Origin of the sequence: Duganella sp. BJB476 (assembly GCF_003416895.1) — a bacterium.
Classification (GTDB): Bacteria; Pseudomonadota; Gammaproteobacteria; order Burkholderiales; family Burkholderiaceae_D; genus Rugamonas.
On sequence record NZ_QVIO01000002.1, the window covers coordinates 762980 to 778712 of the forward strand.

16 protein-coding genes and 3 tRNA genes are annotated in these 15733 nt (G+C 61.2%); 12 read left to right on the plus strand and 7 right to left on the minus strand.

The annotated features are described in order from the left end of the window. Positions 1-12: 12 nt before the first annotated feature. From pal to D0T21_RS13040, 4 genes are all read left to right on the plus strand, one after another. On the plus strand, positions 13-543 hold the full coding sequence (gene pal, locus D0T21_RS13025; RefSeq protein WP_116989443.1) for a peptidoglycan-associated lipoprotein Pal: 531 nt from the start codon (positions 13-15) through the stop codon (positions 541-543). Between the two features lie 106 nt (positions 544-649). Then, entirely contained in the window at positions 650-1405 is a 756-nt protein-coding gene (ybgF, locus tag D0T21_RS13030; RefSeq protein WP_116989442.1) for a tol-pal system protein YbgF, read from the plus strand. Positions 1406-1462: 57 nt separating this feature from the next. Continuing rightward, positions 1463-1538 (plus strand) — tRNA-Lys (locus tag D0T21_RS13035). 29 nt (positions 1539-1567) lie between these two features. Beyond that, positions 1568-1643, plus strand: a tRNA-Lys gene (locus D0T21_RS13040). A 111-nt stretch (positions 1644-1754) separates the two neighbouring features. Here the strand turns inward: D0T21_RS13040 and D0T21_RS13045 are convergent. Further along, complete coding sequence (locus tag D0T21_RS13045; RefSeq protein ID WP_199538438.1) at positions 1755-2027, minus strand: DUF6447 family protein; 273 nt, start codon at positions 2025-2027, stop codon at positions 1755-1757. Between the two features lie 144 nt (positions 2028-2171). Between D0T21_RS13045 and D0T21_RS13050 the strand changes: the two genes are divergently transcribed. The 5 genes from D0T21_RS13050 (at position 2172) to D0T21_RS13070 (ending at position 6463) form a co-directional block, all read left to right on the plus strand. Further along, positions 2172-2247, plus strand: a tRNA-Lys gene (locus tag D0T21_RS13050). 207 nt (positions 2248-2454) lie between these two features. Beyond that, positions 2455-2736 carry a hypothetical protein gene (locus D0T21_RS32065; RefSeq protein WP_158568006.1) on the plus strand — a complete coding sequence of 94 codons (282 nt, stop codon included), beginning with the start codon at positions 2455-2457 and terminating at the stop codon, positions 2734-2736. Between the two features lie 103 nt (positions 2737-2839). Further along, the gene (locus D0T21_RS13060; RefSeq protein WP_229211461.1) at positions 2840-3307 is read left to right on the plus strand and encodes a RidA family protein; all 468 of its coding nucleotides are present in this window, start codon (positions 2840-2842) and stop codon (positions 3305-3307) included. A gap of 103 nt (positions 3308-3410) precedes the next feature. Next, positions 3411-4178: an ABC transporter substrate-binding protein gene (locus tag D0T21_RS13065; protein WP_116989441.1), complete on the plus strand. Its 768-nt coding sequence runs from the start codon at positions 3411-3413 to the stop codon at positions 4176-4178. Between the two features lie 182 nt (positions 4179-4360). Then, positions 4361-6463: a TonB-dependent siderophore receptor gene (locus D0T21_RS13070; RefSeq protein ID WP_116990032.1), complete on the plus strand. Its 2103-nt coding sequence runs from the start codon at positions 4361-4363 to the stop codon at positions 6461-6463. Between the two features lie 94 nt (positions 6464-6557). Here the strand turns inward: D0T21_RS13070 and D0T21_RS13075 are convergent, their stop codons facing one another. Beyond that, entirely contained in the window at positions 6558-7121 is a 564-nt protein-coding gene (locus tag D0T21_RS13075) for a YceI family protein (RefSeq protein WP_116989440.1), read from the minus strand. A 157-nt stretch (positions 7122-7278) separates the two neighbouring features. Between D0T21_RS13075 and D0T21_RS13080 the strand changes: the two genes are divergently transcribed. Then, positions 7279-8181 carry a winged helix-turn-helix domain-containing protein gene (locus D0T21_RS13080; RefSeq protein WP_116989439.1) on the plus strand — a complete coding sequence of 301 codons (903 nt, stop codon included), beginning with the start codon at positions 7279-7281 and terminating at the stop codon, positions 8179-8181. 1 nt (position 8182) lies between these two features. Here D0T21_RS13080 and D0T21_RS13085 read toward each other — a convergent pair whose 3' ends face one another. From D0T21_RS13085 to D0T21_RS13100, 4 genes are all read right to left on the minus strand, one after another. Continuing rightward, on the minus strand, positions 8183-9307 hold the full coding sequence (locus tag D0T21_RS13085) for an acyltransferase (protein WP_116989438.1): 1125 nt from the start codon (positions 9305-9307) through the stop codon (positions 8183-8185). Between the two features lie 152 nt (positions 9308-9459). Continuing rightward, complete coding sequence (locus D0T21_RS13090; protein WP_147328101.1) at positions 9460-10020, minus strand: hypothetical protein; 561 nt, start codon at positions 10018-10020, stop codon at positions 9460-9462. Between the two features lie 54 nt (positions 10021-10074). After that, positions 10075-11193 carry a DUF418 domain-containing protein gene (locus D0T21_RS13095; protein ID WP_116989436.1) on the minus strand — a complete coding sequence of 373 codons (1119 nt, stop codon included), beginning with the start codon at positions 11191-11193 and terminating at the stop codon, positions 10075-10077. Then, positions 11193-13175 carry a helicase-related protein gene (locus D0T21_RS13100; RefSeq protein WP_116989435.1) on the minus strand — a complete coding sequence of 661 codons (1983 nt, stop codon included), beginning with the start codon at positions 13173-13175 and terminating at the stop codon, positions 11193-11195. Before D0T21_RS13100 ends, D0T21_RS13095 begins: the two co-directional genes overlap by 1 nt. 138 nt (positions 13176-13313) lie before the next feature. Here D0T21_RS13100 and D0T21_RS13105 point away from each other — a divergent pair, with 138 nt between their 5' ends. Next, the gene (locus D0T21_RS13105; protein ID WP_116989434.1) at positions 13314-13628 is read left to right on the plus strand and encodes a TM2 domain-containing protein; all 315 of its coding nucleotides are present in this window, start codon (positions 13314-13316) and stop codon (positions 13626-13628) included. A gap of 75 nt (positions 13629-13703) precedes the next feature. After that, positions 13704-14300: a YigZ family protein gene (locus D0T21_RS13110; protein WP_116989433.1), complete on the plus strand. Its 597-nt coding sequence runs from the start codon at positions 13704-13706 to the stop codon at positions 14298-14300. A 32-nt stretch (positions 14301-14332) separates the two neighbouring features. Here the strand turns inward: D0T21_RS13110 and D0T21_RS13115 are convergent, their stop codons facing one another. Further along, positions 14333-15538 carry a DUF418 domain-containing protein gene (locus tag D0T21_RS13115; RefSeq protein ID WP_116989432.1) on the minus strand — a complete coding sequence of 402 codons (1206 nt, stop codon included), beginning with the start codon at positions 15536-15538 and terminating at the stop codon, positions 14333-14335. Positions 15539-15733 lie beyond the last annotated feature (195 nt).

A 15733-nucleotide genomic window follows, 5' to 3' on the forward strand; every position in this document is an offset into this window, starting at 1 on the left:
TAGGAGAATCAAATGCGTAAACTCAGCAGCTTAGCTTTTATCGTCACCACCGCCGCCATCCTGTCCGCTTGCTCGACTCCGGTCAAAATCGCTGAGCCAGCGAAAGTGGAAGAGCGTCAAGTCGAACAGAAACCGCAGCCGCAGCCTGACACCCGTACCGTCGCTCCGGTCGAAACCAAATCGCTGGATCCGCTGGACGATCCTAAAGGCGTGCTGGCCAACCGCAGCGTGTACTTCGACTTCGACAGCTACGTCGTGCGCGACGACGGCAAGCCAGTGGTGGAAAACCACTCCGCTTACCTGGCCAAGAACAAGGCCCGTTCGATCCTGATCCAAGGTAACACCGATGAACGCGGCGGCGCCGAGTACAACCTGGCCCTGGGCCAGAAGCGCGCCGAAGCCGTGCGCAAGGCGATGACCACGCTGGGCGTACCGGAGTCGCAAGTCGAAGCCGTCTCGCTGGGCAAGGAAAAGCCTAAAGCCTCCGGTTCGAACGAAGAAGCATGGGCGCAAAACCGTCGTGCAGACATCGTCTACAAGTAATACAAAGCACTACCCTTTTGCCGGGTCACAGGCATAATACGGGGCGGCGCGCGGGTAACACTGCGTCCGCCCCGTTTCCTTTTTGATTTGTGTGAAAGCGCCCGACATGATGAAACTCTCCAAATCCGGCCTGAGCGCCGCCCTGCTGGCCGCGCTGACCTGGCTGCCGCTGCAAGCCCATGCCGGGCTGTTCGACGACGACGAAGCCCGTAAGGCCCTGCTCGACCTGCGCGCCAAGGTCGAAGCCATGCGCACCGAGCTGAACGCCCGTATCGACACCAAATCCGACAAGTCCAGCACGCTGGACCTGGTCTCGCAAAACGAAATGACCCTGCAGGAAGTGGCCAAGCTGCGCGGCCAGATCGAAGTGCTGAGCAACGAGCTGTCCAACGCACAAAAGCGCCAGAAAGATTTCTACGTCGACCTAGACGCCCGCCTGCGCAAGCTGGAGCCGCGCGAAGTGACCATCGACGGCAAGACCGCCCAGGTCGACCCGAACGAGCAGCGCACCTATGAAGCGGCATGGAAGACCTTCACCTCCGGCGACTACAAGGCGGCCGGCACCGCGTTCAGCGAGTTCGTGGCGCGCTATCCGGGTTCGAGCTACGCGGCCAACGCGCAGTACTACCTGGGCAGCTCCTACTACGCCCAGCGCGACTGCAAGGGCGCGATCACCGCCCAGCTGCTGGTGCTGAAGAACTACGCCGACAGCCCGAAGGCGCCGGAAGCCATGCTCAACATCGCCAGCTGCCAGGCCGAGCTGAAAGACAAGGCCGCCAAAAAAACCTTGCAGGACCTGATCAAGGCCTATCCTGACTCGGCGGCAGCGGTCACGGCAAAAGAACGCCTCGGCGGCAAATAATTACCCGGGGGTATTTGACAGCAAGACTCATTACCCCCTATAATCTCGCTTCTTCGGGGGTCGTTAGCTCAGCTGGTAGAGCAGCGGACTTTTAATCCGTTGGTCGCAGGTTCGAATCCCGCACGGCCTACCATTCGAAGAAAACCAAGGTTTCACACCTTTGGGTCGTTAGCTCAGCTGGTAGAGCAGCGGACTTTTAATCCGTTGGTCGCAGGTTCGAATCCCGCACGGCCTACCAAGATTCATCAAGAAAGCCCACCAACTTCGGTTCGTGGGCTTTTTTGTTTCTGCTCACGATTTTACCAGAGCGCGGCGCGAGCGGCAGCGCGCTCGCGCCGCACAAAAAATCTTACGCTGCTACGGCATCGACCTTCGGCTTGCGCGGCGCGCGCGGCTTCTTCGGTTTCTCCGCAGGGGCAGCGGCCTCGCGGCCTTTGACCGCTTCAATCAGGGCACTGGCATAGGCGTTGCGAGCGGTCTGGGTAAAGGCGGTTTGTTGCTGCAACCGGGCCAGTTCGGCGTCGACGGCCAGGATGTTGGCGGCCTGAATCTTGGCAGCCTCGTTCAGGTTGGCGGAGGCGTAGGAGGTGCCATTGATCGTAATGTATTGCGGTAAAGTCATCTTCTTCCTTGATTATCGTATCCGGGCCAGAAATCCCAGTCGACCATGATTGTATGTCTAACCGGCACGCCTCGCCAAGGGCGCCTTCCAGCGACATTTGGAGCTTGTCAGATTCCGTTCCGCGCATTATGATGCTGGCCCCTTGGGTCGTTAGCTCAGCTGGTAGAGCAGCGGACTTTTAATCCGTTGGTCGCAGGTTCGAATCCCGCACGGCCTACCAAGATTCATCAAAAAGCCACCTTCGATCCGCCCCCCTAAATCTGCCTCATGTACACGTAGGGCACGATAAAGAAACGCGGCCCGGTTGCGACGACTAAACCTTGGTCGCCAACAGGTCAACCGTCGGCCTCAAGCCATCGCCGGGGAGAGCAAGCTGTGAGACTACTTTCGACCACAGAATTCGCGACACGGCTGGCGTCGCCCTATCGTGACCGGAGCGGTGCTGGAAGCGGCCCTGGAATGGCAAGGATACCGCATCGCATTCTTCACCGATGACATCTCTTTTGAAGACATGCTGCGGATTTATATGTTCGACGCCAATATGGCATTGGTCGATGCGGCCGTGCTCGGCGCAATGTATTCCACCGGTATTTACGCAGCAATGTGCCGTTCACGCAGGCGACACCGTGGATCAGGCGCGATGAACATTATCACGTGGATTTTTTACTACCCTGCAAGCCGCTCAGTGAGTATCGTCTGGGGCGGATAGATCAAGTCGCACTTCCCCTCGCTTTTTCCAGCCAATCTGGGTATAACTGATATTATCGCTTCGATATCGCTCCGTCACACCTGTCCATCAAGGGAGAAACGAAATGCATCACACCATGCTTACCTCGTTAAAAGTGCTGTGCGGCGGCTTTGTCGCGCTGGCCATGGCCAGTTCGGCAGCCCAGACCGGCACGGGCAAGGAAGTCATCGCAAGCAAGGGGGCGCCAGACGCAATCGGCCCCTACTCTCAAGCAATCAAGGTTGGCCAAACGGTGTACTTGGCCGGCCAGCTTGCAATCGATCCGAGGACCAACCAACTGAATCCGGGCGCGATTGAAGAACAAACAAAACAAGTCCTGGAGAATTTGAAAGCCGTGCTGGCAGCGAGCGGCATGAGCTTGGATGACGTGGTCGCGACTACCGTCTATGTAAAAGATCTAAACGATTTCGCAAAACTGAACGCAGTCTACGCGACCTATTTCAGGGACAAGCCGCCGGCGCGCGCCACGGTACAAGTGGCGCGTCTGCCCAAGGACGCGCTAGTAGAAATTTCGGCAATCGCGGCGAAATAAAGAAATAAGCGGATGCGAGGCAGGCAGTACGCTCAGCGAGCGCTGCTCATCGCCACTACGGGAGTCGGCAGGAGTACTATGTAAGTCTAAAAAAGGACCCCACATGGAGATCCGCTCGAAGCTGCCGCTGGCTTTGCTGTTGCTGGCGCTGTCGGCCCGCCCGGCCCCTCCGCCGCCTTTGCATTTGGTGGCGAACTACTGGGAACCCTACACCGGCCCGAATTTACCCCAGCAGGGGCTCGCGTCCGAAATCGTGCTCACCGCGTTGCAGCGTGCCGGCTATCAGGTCGATATCGCCATCATGCCGTGGTCGCGCGTGCTGACCACGCTCTACCAGCACCAGACCGACGGCGTGGTGGCCATCTGGGCCACCAACGAAAGACGCCGCAAGCTGCTATTCAGCGACAGCTATCTCTCCAACCAGTTGTTCATCCTGCACATGCCGGGCCAATTGCAGGACGCCACCGAGTTCAGACACCTGGACGGCGCACGCATCGGCATAGGCCGCGACTATGAATACAGCGATGCATTCCTGTCGCAGAAAAATTTCCAGATCGAACCGGTCGGGCGCACGATACACAACCTGCTCAAGCTCACCCTCGGCCGCGTCGACGGCGTGCTGGAAGACAAGCTGATAGCGCTACACCAGATACAAGCCAATGTCGGCGCCCACGACGCCCTCGCCAAGATCGAATTCGCGACCGGACCGATGATGACGCTGCCGCTTTATCTGGCCCTGAACCCGCAGACACCGAACGCCAGGCAGATCATCGACCAATTCAACCTGGAATTATCCAGGATGCGCAAGGACGGTACGCTGGCTGCGATCGTGGCGCGCACCGAGCGCCAACTCGCACTCAAGGGACACTGAAAACGCTTGCAGGTGCGAGCTCGGAAGGTCGTCAACGACAGTTTTCCCCAGGCATTTCAGCGCCGCTTGGCTGATGCACTTTGACAACACTTAATTGTTAAAGCACAAAGCGCCGTGTATTGTGGAGTTTCTGTTGCTGTTCCACTTCCGAGATGAAACCGTTCCCCACCCTGCGCACCCGCATGACAGACCGCAGCCCTGGCTGGCTGGTCGCCCTGGCCCTGACCGCCTGGCATCCCGCATCGCTTTCCGCAGCCCAGCCTGAGGACGAAGACCTCGCCCTGTACGGTATGGACCGTTCCGCGATCAGCCTGGCCACCGGCTCGGCCCAGCCGCTGCGCCGCGCGCCGGCCGTCGCTTCCGTGATCACCGCCGACGATATAGCCGCCATGGGCGCGGCCGATCTGGACCAGGTGCTGGAAACCGTGGCCGGCATCCATGTCACGCGCACGGCGACGCTATACGCATCCAACTACATCATCCGCGGCATCGGCGCGGGCGGGGTCACCAATCCCCAGGTGTTGGTCATGCTCAACGGCCTGCGTATGAGCACGGACTTCAATGGCGACAAGGGAAATATGTGGGCCAGCATGCCGCTGACCAACGTGGTGCGGATCGAAATCATCCGCGGCCCCGGCTCGGCCCTGTATGGCGCCGATGCGTTTGCCGGCGTCATCAACATCATCACCAAGACGGCGGAGCAAATGCCGGGACTGCGCGTGGGCGCGCGCGCCGGCTCGCTCAACACGCGCGACGCCTGGCTTGAATATGGCAACAAGCAAGGCCAGCTGGCCATCGCGACCTATCTGCAAGTGGCCCGCACCGACGGCCCCGCCGGCGCCATCGAGGCCGACGCGCAAACCCTCAACGATCACCGCTTCGGCACCCACGTCAGCAAGGCCCCCGGCCAACTGAACGCGGGCTACCACGCCATCGACGGCAGTCTCGACCTGAGCTGGCAACGCTGGCGCTGGCGCACCAACCTGAAATGGCGCAGCGACGTCGGCACCGGCGCCGGCGTCAATTCGGCGCTCGATCCCGACCACAAGACCCGCAGCGGCGAAGCGGTCAGCGAACTGTCCTGGACCGCGCCCGACTTCGCCAATGACTGGAGCGTGGGCGGCTCGCTCAGCTACATGTTTTTCACCGAGCAATCGCCCGACGGACTGGGCCTGTTTCCGGCGGGCGCGCGCATCGGCCCCAGCTTTTTCCCGAACGGCATGATAGGCGGCCCCGGCCGCTGGGAACGCAATCTGCGCGGCTCCGCCTTTGCCAACTACAGCGGCTGGAACCGGCATGCGCTGCGCCTGGGCGCGGGCCACGACGACCTGTATCTGTACCAGGTCAGCACGATGAAGAACTTCCTGATCAATCCGGCGGGCATCCCGATACCGAGCGGCGCGGTGATCGACTACGGCGCCATCCAGCCGCACATCCGGCCCCAGCGCCGCAAGATCAACTATGTCTACGCACAGGACGAATGGCAGTTCGCCCGCGACTGGGCGCTGACGGCGGGCGTGCGGCACGACGATTACTCCGACTTCGGCGGCACCACCAACCCGCGCCTGGCGCTGGTGTGGGATGCCGACCTGAACGTCACGGTCAAGCTGCTGCACGGCCGCGCCTTCCGCTCGCCCAGCTTCAACGAGCAGACCGGCATCAATCCGGTCAACATGGGCAACCCGGAGGTGCGTCCGGAGAGCATCGCCACCACGGAAGCGGCGCTGGCCTGGCAGGCGCGCGCCGACTTGTCCATCAATCTCAGCCTGTTCCGCTATACGATGAAGGACCTGATTCGCTCCGTGCCGAACCCGGCGCCCGCGCCGGGCGCCGCCTACCAGAACAGCGGCAGCGTGAACGGCAATGGCGGTGAAGTCGAACTGACATGGGAGCTGGATCCGAACCTGCGCTGGCAAGCGAACTATGCGCGGCAGAACGCGCGCGACCAGGCCACCGGCCGCGATCCGGGCTACGCGCCGCGCCACCATGCCAACAGCCGGCTGGACTGGGACTTCAGTCCGGGCTGGCGTCTCAGTCCGCAGCTGAACTGGGTCGCGGGCCGGCGCCGCGCGGCCGGCGACGCGCGCGCCCCGATTGCCGACTACCGCACCGTGGACGCCGCCCTCACCCATCCGCTGCCGCATGGCTGGATCGTCTCCGCCACCGTGCGCAACCTGTTCAATGCCGACGCGCGCGAACCCAGCCTGGCGCCGGGGCTGGCGCTGCCGTTCGACATCCCGGTATCGCCACGCGCCCTGGCTGTGCAGCTAAGCGTCAAGCTTTAACTGTTTTTTTTCTGAGCGCCGCGCCGTTCTGACAAAAAAACCGCCGGCACTGAGCGCGATCTTGAGCGCGTTCAGGCTGGCATTTTTTTTATTGTTACCCCTCCGAATTCGCCCCCAGGGTGATGTGAACAGTCAACTCCCGCGCCGTGTTCGGGAAATACTTGTTGACGCCGAAATCGGCACGATTCAGCTTGACCATCGCCTCGAAGCCGGCTTCGCTCTCCTTGCCCATCGGGTCGCGCTTGATCTTGTTGATCTTGCCGTCGAGGACCACGGCCTTGGTCACGCCGTGCAGCGACAGGTTGCCGCTAATTTTGAGGCTATCCATCGGTCCCTTGACGATCTTGGTGCTCTGGAACGTGATGTCGGGGAAGGCGGCGGCATCGAGGAATTCCGCGCTCACCAGTTGACGGTCGAGGGCAGGAACGGCGGTGTGGATGCCATCCACCGCCAGCTTCACCATGACCGAGGACTTGCTCAAGTCCTCGTCCAGCACCAGCTTGCCTTCGATTTTCTCGAAACGGGCCACCGGATTGGTATAACCATGATGATCCCAGCTAAAGACAACAGCGCTGTGGTCGGGGTCGATCGTCAGCGTCTCGGCGCTGAAGGCCGGCAGGGTGAACAGCGAAAACAGCGGCAGCAACAGGTATTTCATCGTGTACTCCTTCATGTGTGGGGAGCCATCACAATGCAAGCGGGCTGGCCAAAAGTCCTGAAATTGGCCTGAAACAGTTCTGAAATTCCCTGAAAGGCCCCGCAGGCGGCCGCGCTATAATCCAATCCTGTCAAAAATACAAAAATATCGGAGCACAATGGAAACTTCAGCGGCCGCAAAGCTACGCGTCGGCGCCTGGTGCGTCGATCCCTCCTTGGGCGAGATCGGCCGGGACGGCGACACCGTTCGGCTCGATCAGCGCACCATGCGCCTGTTGCTCTGCCTGGCTGGACGCCCGGGCCAGATCGTCAGCGCCGACGACCTGCTGAGCGAAGTCTGGCCGGGCGTCATCGTCACGCCGGATTCGGTGTACCAGGCGATTGCGTCGCTGCGCCGCGTGCTGGGCGACGATCCCAAGCAGCCCGGCTACATCGTCACCGTGCCGCGCCAGGGTTACCGGCTGGTGGCGGAAGTGAGTCCGTGGAACGAACCGACAGCCATCCCGACTCCGCCCCGCCCTGCGCCGCCGTCCAACGCATCGCGCAGTCGCCTGGTTTTTCTGCTGACGGCATGCATCCCCATCGTGGTCGGCATCGTTTTCTGGCTGCACAACACGCTGGCGAACGAGCCGCACCCGGCGGCTCACGCGGTGGCGGCGCAGCAATCCATCGCCGTGCTGCCGTTTGCGGATCTGACGGACGGCATGAGCAACGAGACCTTTGCCGACGGCATGACCGAAGAACTCATCGGCAGGTTCAGCAAGATACCGGGCATGAAGGTGCCGGCGCCCAGCGCCACGTTTTTTTACAAGGATAAGCAGATGCCGGTCGCCGACATCGCCAGCAAGCTGGGCGTCGTCTACATTCTGGACGGTAGTGTGCGCAAATCCGGCAACACCTTGCGGGTCGCGGCGCGCTTGATGAAGGCCGACAACGGCTTCGTCATCTGGTCGGAAACCTATGACAAGCCGGTCGACGACCTGTTGATGGTGCAGGACGATATCGCCGACGCCGTCACCAAAGCATTGAAGGCGACCATCAGCCAGGGCGCAGGCGGCTGAGCTACGCCGCCAATGGACGCAGGCCGATCTTCCCGGTAGCGAACTGGACTGCACGTCCCAACGGCGCCTCCACCCAGCGGAAGAACGCCGCGCCGGCTGCCAGGCTGGAGGCCCAGGCCAGCAGCATGCCCAGCCCCTGCCACGCCGGCCCGGCCGGGACGAAACGGCTGAACGCCGCGTTGACCAGCAGGCAGACCGGGAAGTGGATCAGGAACACCGAATACGAGATCCGTCCCAGGCCGTTGACGATGCTCCAGGCGCGGCCGGTCGCCACCGTTTCAGCGCGGCCGAACAAGTACAGCAGGCAAGCGACCACCAGCGCCAGCGCGATGCGGCTGCGGAAGTCCAGGAACAAGGCGGCCGACACCGGCAACAACGCCATCGCCAGCAGCATCGCGACGGCGCCAGGCTTGCGGCAACGATCGCTGGCCCACCACGCCAGCATGCCCAAGCCATAGCTGCCGAAGAAATACGGCGCCCAGTTATCCCAGTCGGCATCGAGGTTGAAATGCAGCAGCGACAAGGTGACGCCCAAGGCCGTCAAGGCCGGCATCAGCCATAACATCCGGCGGCTGCCGGTCGCGCGGCCGGCCAGCCACAGCGCCAGGGCCGTGACTGCATACAATTGGAAATCGATGGCGACATACCAGGCGCCGGCGGACAGGGACGGGTAACCCAGCACGCCATGCATCAGCAGCGCGTGGGCGCTCAACTGGCTCAGGGTGGCCGGTGCGGAAACCGAACTGTGCATCATCCAGTTGCCGGCCCAGGCGGAAGCGGCGGCGGCCAGCAAGGTGGCGGCCATGAACGGCGGCGCCAGCTTGGTGTAGCGACGCCAGATCGCCCCCAGCGGATCGGACAGCCCGGACTGGCCGGCAGGCGACAGCGATTTAGCCACCAGGAAGCCGCTGATGACGAGGAATACTTGCACGGCAATGCGCGCACTGCCGCTCAGCCAATCGATCAATGCCGGCAACAGCGGCCGCACGTGATCCGACATCGGCCCATAAAATGCCAAATGATGCAAAACAATTAACTGCGCTGCACCGGCTTTCAACAGATTAATCAAACCAAACTGCGGCTGGACCGCATCTTCCGCGCCAGCCCCTCCACTTGCTACATTCATCCCCGTCCCTAAACATCCAGCGTATGCCGACCGGCCGCCATGATAGCCGAGGTTGGCAGCTTGATGGCGCCAGTTTGGTGAGAAAGTGTGTATTTCTATACAGCATCAACACTGTACTATCCGGCCATCTATTACACCAAGGGAGCAAAATGTTATTCGTCTGGGGCAAACGGAGCTACGGCTCGGTACAAAACGTGGGCAATATCTCGGTCAAGACCGTCTTCGGCCATCTTTGGTACTTGCCGTTGTTCCCAAGGGCAAGCTACTACGTCGAGAGCAAGACCAAGGCCTGCTATGAACTCAACGGTTTGAACTGGCGCTCTGTCCTGTTCGGTTATCTGCGGGTCTGGTTGCCGGTCATGGTCGTCATCGCCTTGCTGGCTGCGCGCAACCCGGTCTCGGACAACTTCAGCCTGGTCAGTATAGCCGTGGCGATGCTCGGTATCGGCGCGTTCATCGGCACCTACATCTACGACAAAAAGAACAGCGAACAAGACATCGTCAAGTTGCGCACCATGATGCAACAACACTTTGGCGTTGCGATCGATCCATATGCGTGCCTCGCCAACCTGCAGCAGGAAATCGATAAAAAATCCCAGGCGGACTCCACGGAATCGTGGGACGCGCACTGGTACAAGAGCGCCATCAAAGACGCCTTTGCCAGCAAGCAAACGCTGCAACTGGCCTTGCTCCGGGCGCGCTGCGACCAGCAAGACCTGCCGCTCCAGCAATTGGTGTTGAATAAAGTCGCGCGCGCGGCCCGAGCGTCAGACTTTAGCCGTTCGCCGCATGGGCTGAGTTTTCCCGTACATCAGCGTCCGCCACAGCCACTCCAGCGGGCCGAAACGGAAATGCCGCAGCCACCAGGCGCTCAGCACCATCTGCGCCACATACACGCCGATGCCGAGCAGGAACACCGGCGCGGCGCCGAGCTTGCCAAACTGGCCCAGCCCGTAGCCGAAGAAGATGCATCCGAAGATCAGGGATTGGGCGATGTAGTTGGTGAAGGCCATCCGGCCCAGCGGCGCGAAGCTACGCAGCCATCCGCGCTGCGTCAGCAAGATCACCGTCGCGGCATAGCCGGCGGCCAGCAGCGACTGGCCGACGCCGGTCGCCACGTCCTGGATGCACAACGCCGCGCCCCCTGCCACGCCGACCACCGCGATGCCGGTCCACAAGCGCCGGTGCTCGCCCGGCCGTTGCATGACGCCGGTGCGCCACGCGAGCGCGCCCAGCAGGAACAAGGCTAGCGTCCTCGGGATCACATAGAGATGCAACGGCAATAGATAAGGCAACTCATTCATGCTAAAGCGGCAGATCTCGGCATAGCTGCCCGACGCATAAACCTGATCGGCCAGCGCGACATGCTGCTCAAACCACGCCGGATCCGGCCAAGGTATGCCGACCGGCACCACGCCGATGAACAGGTAGAGCGCGAACATGCCGGCCGCCGCCACCGCCAGCGCCCAGGTCGGCGCCGCAAGCAAGGGCAGCACCAGCAGGCCGCCGAGCGCATACTCGGTCAGGATGTCACCGTTCCAGATCAGCAGCAGGTGCACCAGGCCGAACACCAGCAGCACGCCCAACCGCCGCGCCAGCCAGTAGAACGGCCGCCCGGTGCGGGACAGGCGTTCGAACTGCACCGCCAGCCCCAGGCCGAACAGGAAGGAAAACACGGCGAAGGCCTTCATCTCGAAGCCGACGCGGACCAATCCTTCCACCAGTTTATCCAACACGCCCAAGCCAGGATCGGGTCCCAGGAACTGCTGGAATATCGACACCCGGAATTCCGACACCAGGTTCACCGACAGCACGCCGAACAGCGCAATGCCACGCAAGATATCGATGGCGTCTATACGTTCGCCCGTCATGTTCTTGTTCGTCATTAGCGGCGGAACTTCTTCGGCTGGCGCTTGCGCAGGGCGGAATTCTGGTCCTGCAACATCGCGTCCACGCGCTCGGACGCCTGGCGCGACAGCAGCTGCGCCCGTTCCGTATCGGGGAAGAATTCCGGCTGCCGGTAGGCCAGCCACGCGTAGGCCGAATACAAGCGGCAGGCATCCTCCACCTCCTGCAGGGACATATAGTGCAGCGGACTCTGCTCCGCCTTGATCGGCGTGATTTTCTTGGCGGCCAGCGCCGTCGCCCAGTGTTCCCAAGCGCGCTGCAGGGACGGCACCTTGGACGAGATCGGCACCAGCGACAGCGCGAATTTCTCCGCCACCGTCAGCTCCAGCGTATCGAGCCAGGCCGCGCGCTCGAACTGGTCTTCGGTGATGCGCGGATAAAAGAAGCCATCCGGCACATCGATGTTGTGCACGAAGCGCTTCAACAGCTTGGCCAGGCCATGCTCGTTGGTCACCGACGAAATCCGGTGCAGATGCTCCAGCGTCGGCGCCACGGCAAAGCCGGTGGTCTTCAGCGGCACCGGTTTTTCCCTCAGCAGCGAGCGCACCACGTTGTGGGTCTCGTTGTCGTAGCCGGCCACCAGGCCTTCCTCGTGCACGCCGAAGCGCCCTGCCCGGCCGGCGATCTGGCGCGCCAGCGCGGCCGGGATCTCTTCCTCTTCATAGCCGTTGTACTTGACCGAGGTGGTCATGACGATGCGCGCGATCGGCATGTTCAAGCCCATCGCGATCGCATCCGTGCCCACCACCACGTCGGCGGCGCCGTCGCGGAAACGCTGCGCCTGCGCGCGCCGCACCTCCGGCGACAGATTGCCGTAGACGGTGGCCACCGACAGGCCCAGCTCGGTCACCATGTCGCGCCACATCAGCACTTCGCGGCGCGAGAAGCAGATCACGGCGTCGCCGCGCCGCAGGTTGCTCAGCTTGCGCACGGCAGTCGGCTCCACCGACAACGGCCCTTTGCGCTTGAGCACATGGACTTCCAGCTCGCAGTCCAGCCGCGCCGCCAGCACCTCGATGGCGCGCCGCGCTTCCGGCGCTCCCACCAGGTAGACCACTTGCGCCGGCGCGCCGCAGACGGCGGCGGTCCAGGCGGAGCCGCGGTCGCGGTCGGCCAGCATCTGGATTTCATCGATCACGGCCACGTCGACCGGCGTGCGGGTGTCGAGCATCTCGACGGTGCTGGCCACGTGGGTGGCGCCGGCCACCAGGCGGCGCTCTTCGCCCGTCACCAGGCTGACCGCCAGCGGCTTGCCGTGCGCTTCCATGGCTTGCAGGCGCTCGTAGTTTTCCAGCGCCAGCAGACGCAACGGCGCCAGGTAGACGCCGCTGGGCGCCTTGGCCAGCGCTTCGATGGCCTGATGGGTCTTGCCGGAATTGGTCGGCCCCAGCAGCGCGATGAAACGGCGCTTCATGCGCCGCGCCACGTCGAACGAGGCCGGATATTCGGCCAGGTTGATGCTCTGGCGCGTGCGTTCGGCGTGCTGTTCCTCCATGTCGCGCTCGACCGCGTGCTCCAGGCGCTGCCGGATGCGGTCGAACACGATGCCGGCCGGCTCGGAAATTTGCATGTCCGCCAGCGCACCGAGGAAGGGTTGGGCGTCCAGCCCGCAGTCGTCGCAGGCGTCCGCCATTTCCTGCACGAAGGCACTGACGTAGCCGCGCAGCTCGGCGCCGACGGCGTCGCTGGCGCGTTCCAGCAGCAGCTGGGAGCGGGCATCGACGTCCATCTTGCGCCATTTGGACGCTTTGGCCAGCACGCCCTGCGCCGGCACCAGATCGTAGGCGACCCGCAATCCTGCATAATCGACCACCCCGCTCAGGCGCAGGAACACGCGACCTTCCTGGCGCGCCAGCAACACGCCCTTGGCGCTCAGCCCGAGCTTGCGCATCAGGTCGTCGTCTTCCCCCTGGTCGCTGTCGGTGGCGTTGTGGTGCGGCGCGGGGGAGGAATTGCTCATGTGGGATACTCGGCTAGGTGGGCAGGAATTTTAGCAGATCGTTACAGTTGGTGAGAAAGCTAGGCCGGCTCCCCACCTATAATCTTCCGCCTAGGCAATCAGCCTACAACAACAATTAGACTAAACAAAAGGGAAAACATGGGCATGGTATTCTGCCGCGGTTGCGGTAAAGAAATTCACGAAACAGCACCAACCTGTCCGCATTGCGGCGCGCCGCAACATTCCGCAGCCGCGTCCGGCTCGCGTTCGGAAAAAGATTACGTCGTCACCGTACTGCTGTGCTTCTTCCTCGGCGTGTTGGGCGTGCATCGCTTCTACGTCGGCAAGATCGGTACCGGCATTTTAATGCTGTTCACCTTCGGCGGCTTTGGTATCTGGGCCCTGATCGATTTTATTATGGTCGTCCTCGGCAATTTCACCGATAGCGATGGCCTGAAAATCAGCAACCGCTAAGCGCGTTTTTGTCTTTCCCCCGGATTTCTGGCACCATAGGCCGGTTTATACCGCCGCCGTGCCAGAAATCCCGCCATGCCCTTCTCCCTCGCCTCCGCCGTTCACCACGAATTGCTGATTAAAAAAAGCCGCTTTATTGCCTGCGTTCAGCCGATGACGGATAGGAACGCCGCGCAAAAAGTGGTGGCCGAATTATGGGCGCAACATCCGGGCGCCGCTCACGTTTGCTGGGCATTATTAGCCGGCGGCCAATCAGCGGCAGTCGATGATGGAGAACCCAGTGGCACCGCCGGCCGCCCCATGCTCGATGTTTTACGCCACCAGGACCTCGAAGGGGTATTAGCCACCGTGGTCCGCTATTTCGGCGGCGTTAAATTAGGCGCCGGCGGACTGGTGCGCGCTTATACCGACAGCGTAGCCCAGGCATTATTAAAGTCCGAGAAAATCGCGATTATCAAACTGCAATATCTGACCTGCACCGCTCCCTATGCGATGGAGGGCATGGTAAGGCGCGAAATTGAATTGGCCGGCGCCACCCTCGATAATGTCGCCCATTCCGACCACGTGCAGTTCGAATTCAGCCTTCCCGATAGCACAGCCGCGCAACTGATCTACCGATTGAATGAGGCCGGGCACGGCCGCATTCAATGGATCGCTCCCGACGACGAATAAGGCCTTGAATGGCCGTCGCCGCAGGTCGTCCTTCACAAGCTGTTTTTTGGTATATTCGCGCCAATATTTGGCACGACCTCACTATGAGAGCCGATCCAAGTGGCTTTGTGCCACAGTGTTTCAAGCGGCCCCTGCTTGTGACGGCCCAACCACCACACGCTGAACTGCCTTTGCAGCAGCGCCAGCGACAGTCCTATCGCCAGCGCGAAACTGGCGCCGGTGTATTGATACATCCCCAAGCCAAAACCATAATAAATCGACGTGCCGACGATAGATTGCACCACATAACTGGTCAAACTCATGCGGCCCAGCGGCGAGAATATTCCCAGCCACTTGCCGGAATAAGACAGCAGCGTAAAGCCGGACACCAGCACCACCGTGAAGGCGACGTTCGACCATGAAGTAACCATTACCAATAACGGTCGGCGTACCGCCGCGCCAATATGCCAGGCATCGGGGAAGGTTTTCAACAGATACAACGGGATAAATGCCAGCACGGCAATCAGCAATGTTTTACGCCAGAATATCCGGTTTGATTCGGATTGAATAAACAGTGATAAACGGCCGGCCAACATGCCCAACATGAATAACGCCGGTATCTGGAATACGCGGCCGTTCTCCCAACTCCAGCGGATGACGCCGATTTTCCCGTTGGTTAAATTCCCCTGCCATACGTCAAATGCCGAACCATGCGCCATATATTTTTCGGCGCGGCCGAAATATGCCCAGGAAGCGGGATCGGCGAGTTTTTCGTCGGGATTAGGCAAGGCCAGGAAGAATTCCACCCATGCATGCGGCAACAGCAATAAGAACACCGCAATGCCCAATACCACGCCATTGCGCCAACGCGCCACCGGGATCAGGGCCAATCCCAGCACGGCGTAAATACTGAGTATATCGCCGTGGTAAAACATGGAATTGAAAAGGCCGAAACCCAGTAACAACACCATGCGCCAGGCAAAACGGGCGCGGAAGTCCTGTCCACGCAAGAAGCGGTTGTGATCCTGGATGTAGAACGTCATTCCAAACAGTAGCGCGAAGATCGCGTAAGACTTGCCGCCGAACAGGAAAAACAGGCTATCCCAGATCATTTTATCCACCGCCATCAGCCAGGGCGGCAATCCGGACGGGGAAAAGTAGAAATCGAAGTGTTCGATATTGTGCAGAAGCATGATCGAGACGATGGCAAAGCCACGCAAGGCATCGATCACATCCAGACGGGAAGAGTTGGCGTTCATGGGATTCCATCAACCTTGGCAAAGTGAACAGAATGCCAAGTGTAGAGTGGAATCGCTCCCAGTGGAACATCGCCCGGGAAATTTTCAGCCGAGCTATACGGCCGAGATGCGGCACACAGTCGATTTATTGCAACGCAACAAATCTTAATGTATATTCACGGCCCGCAAACCAGAGCGCGGCCGACCGCCCCACGA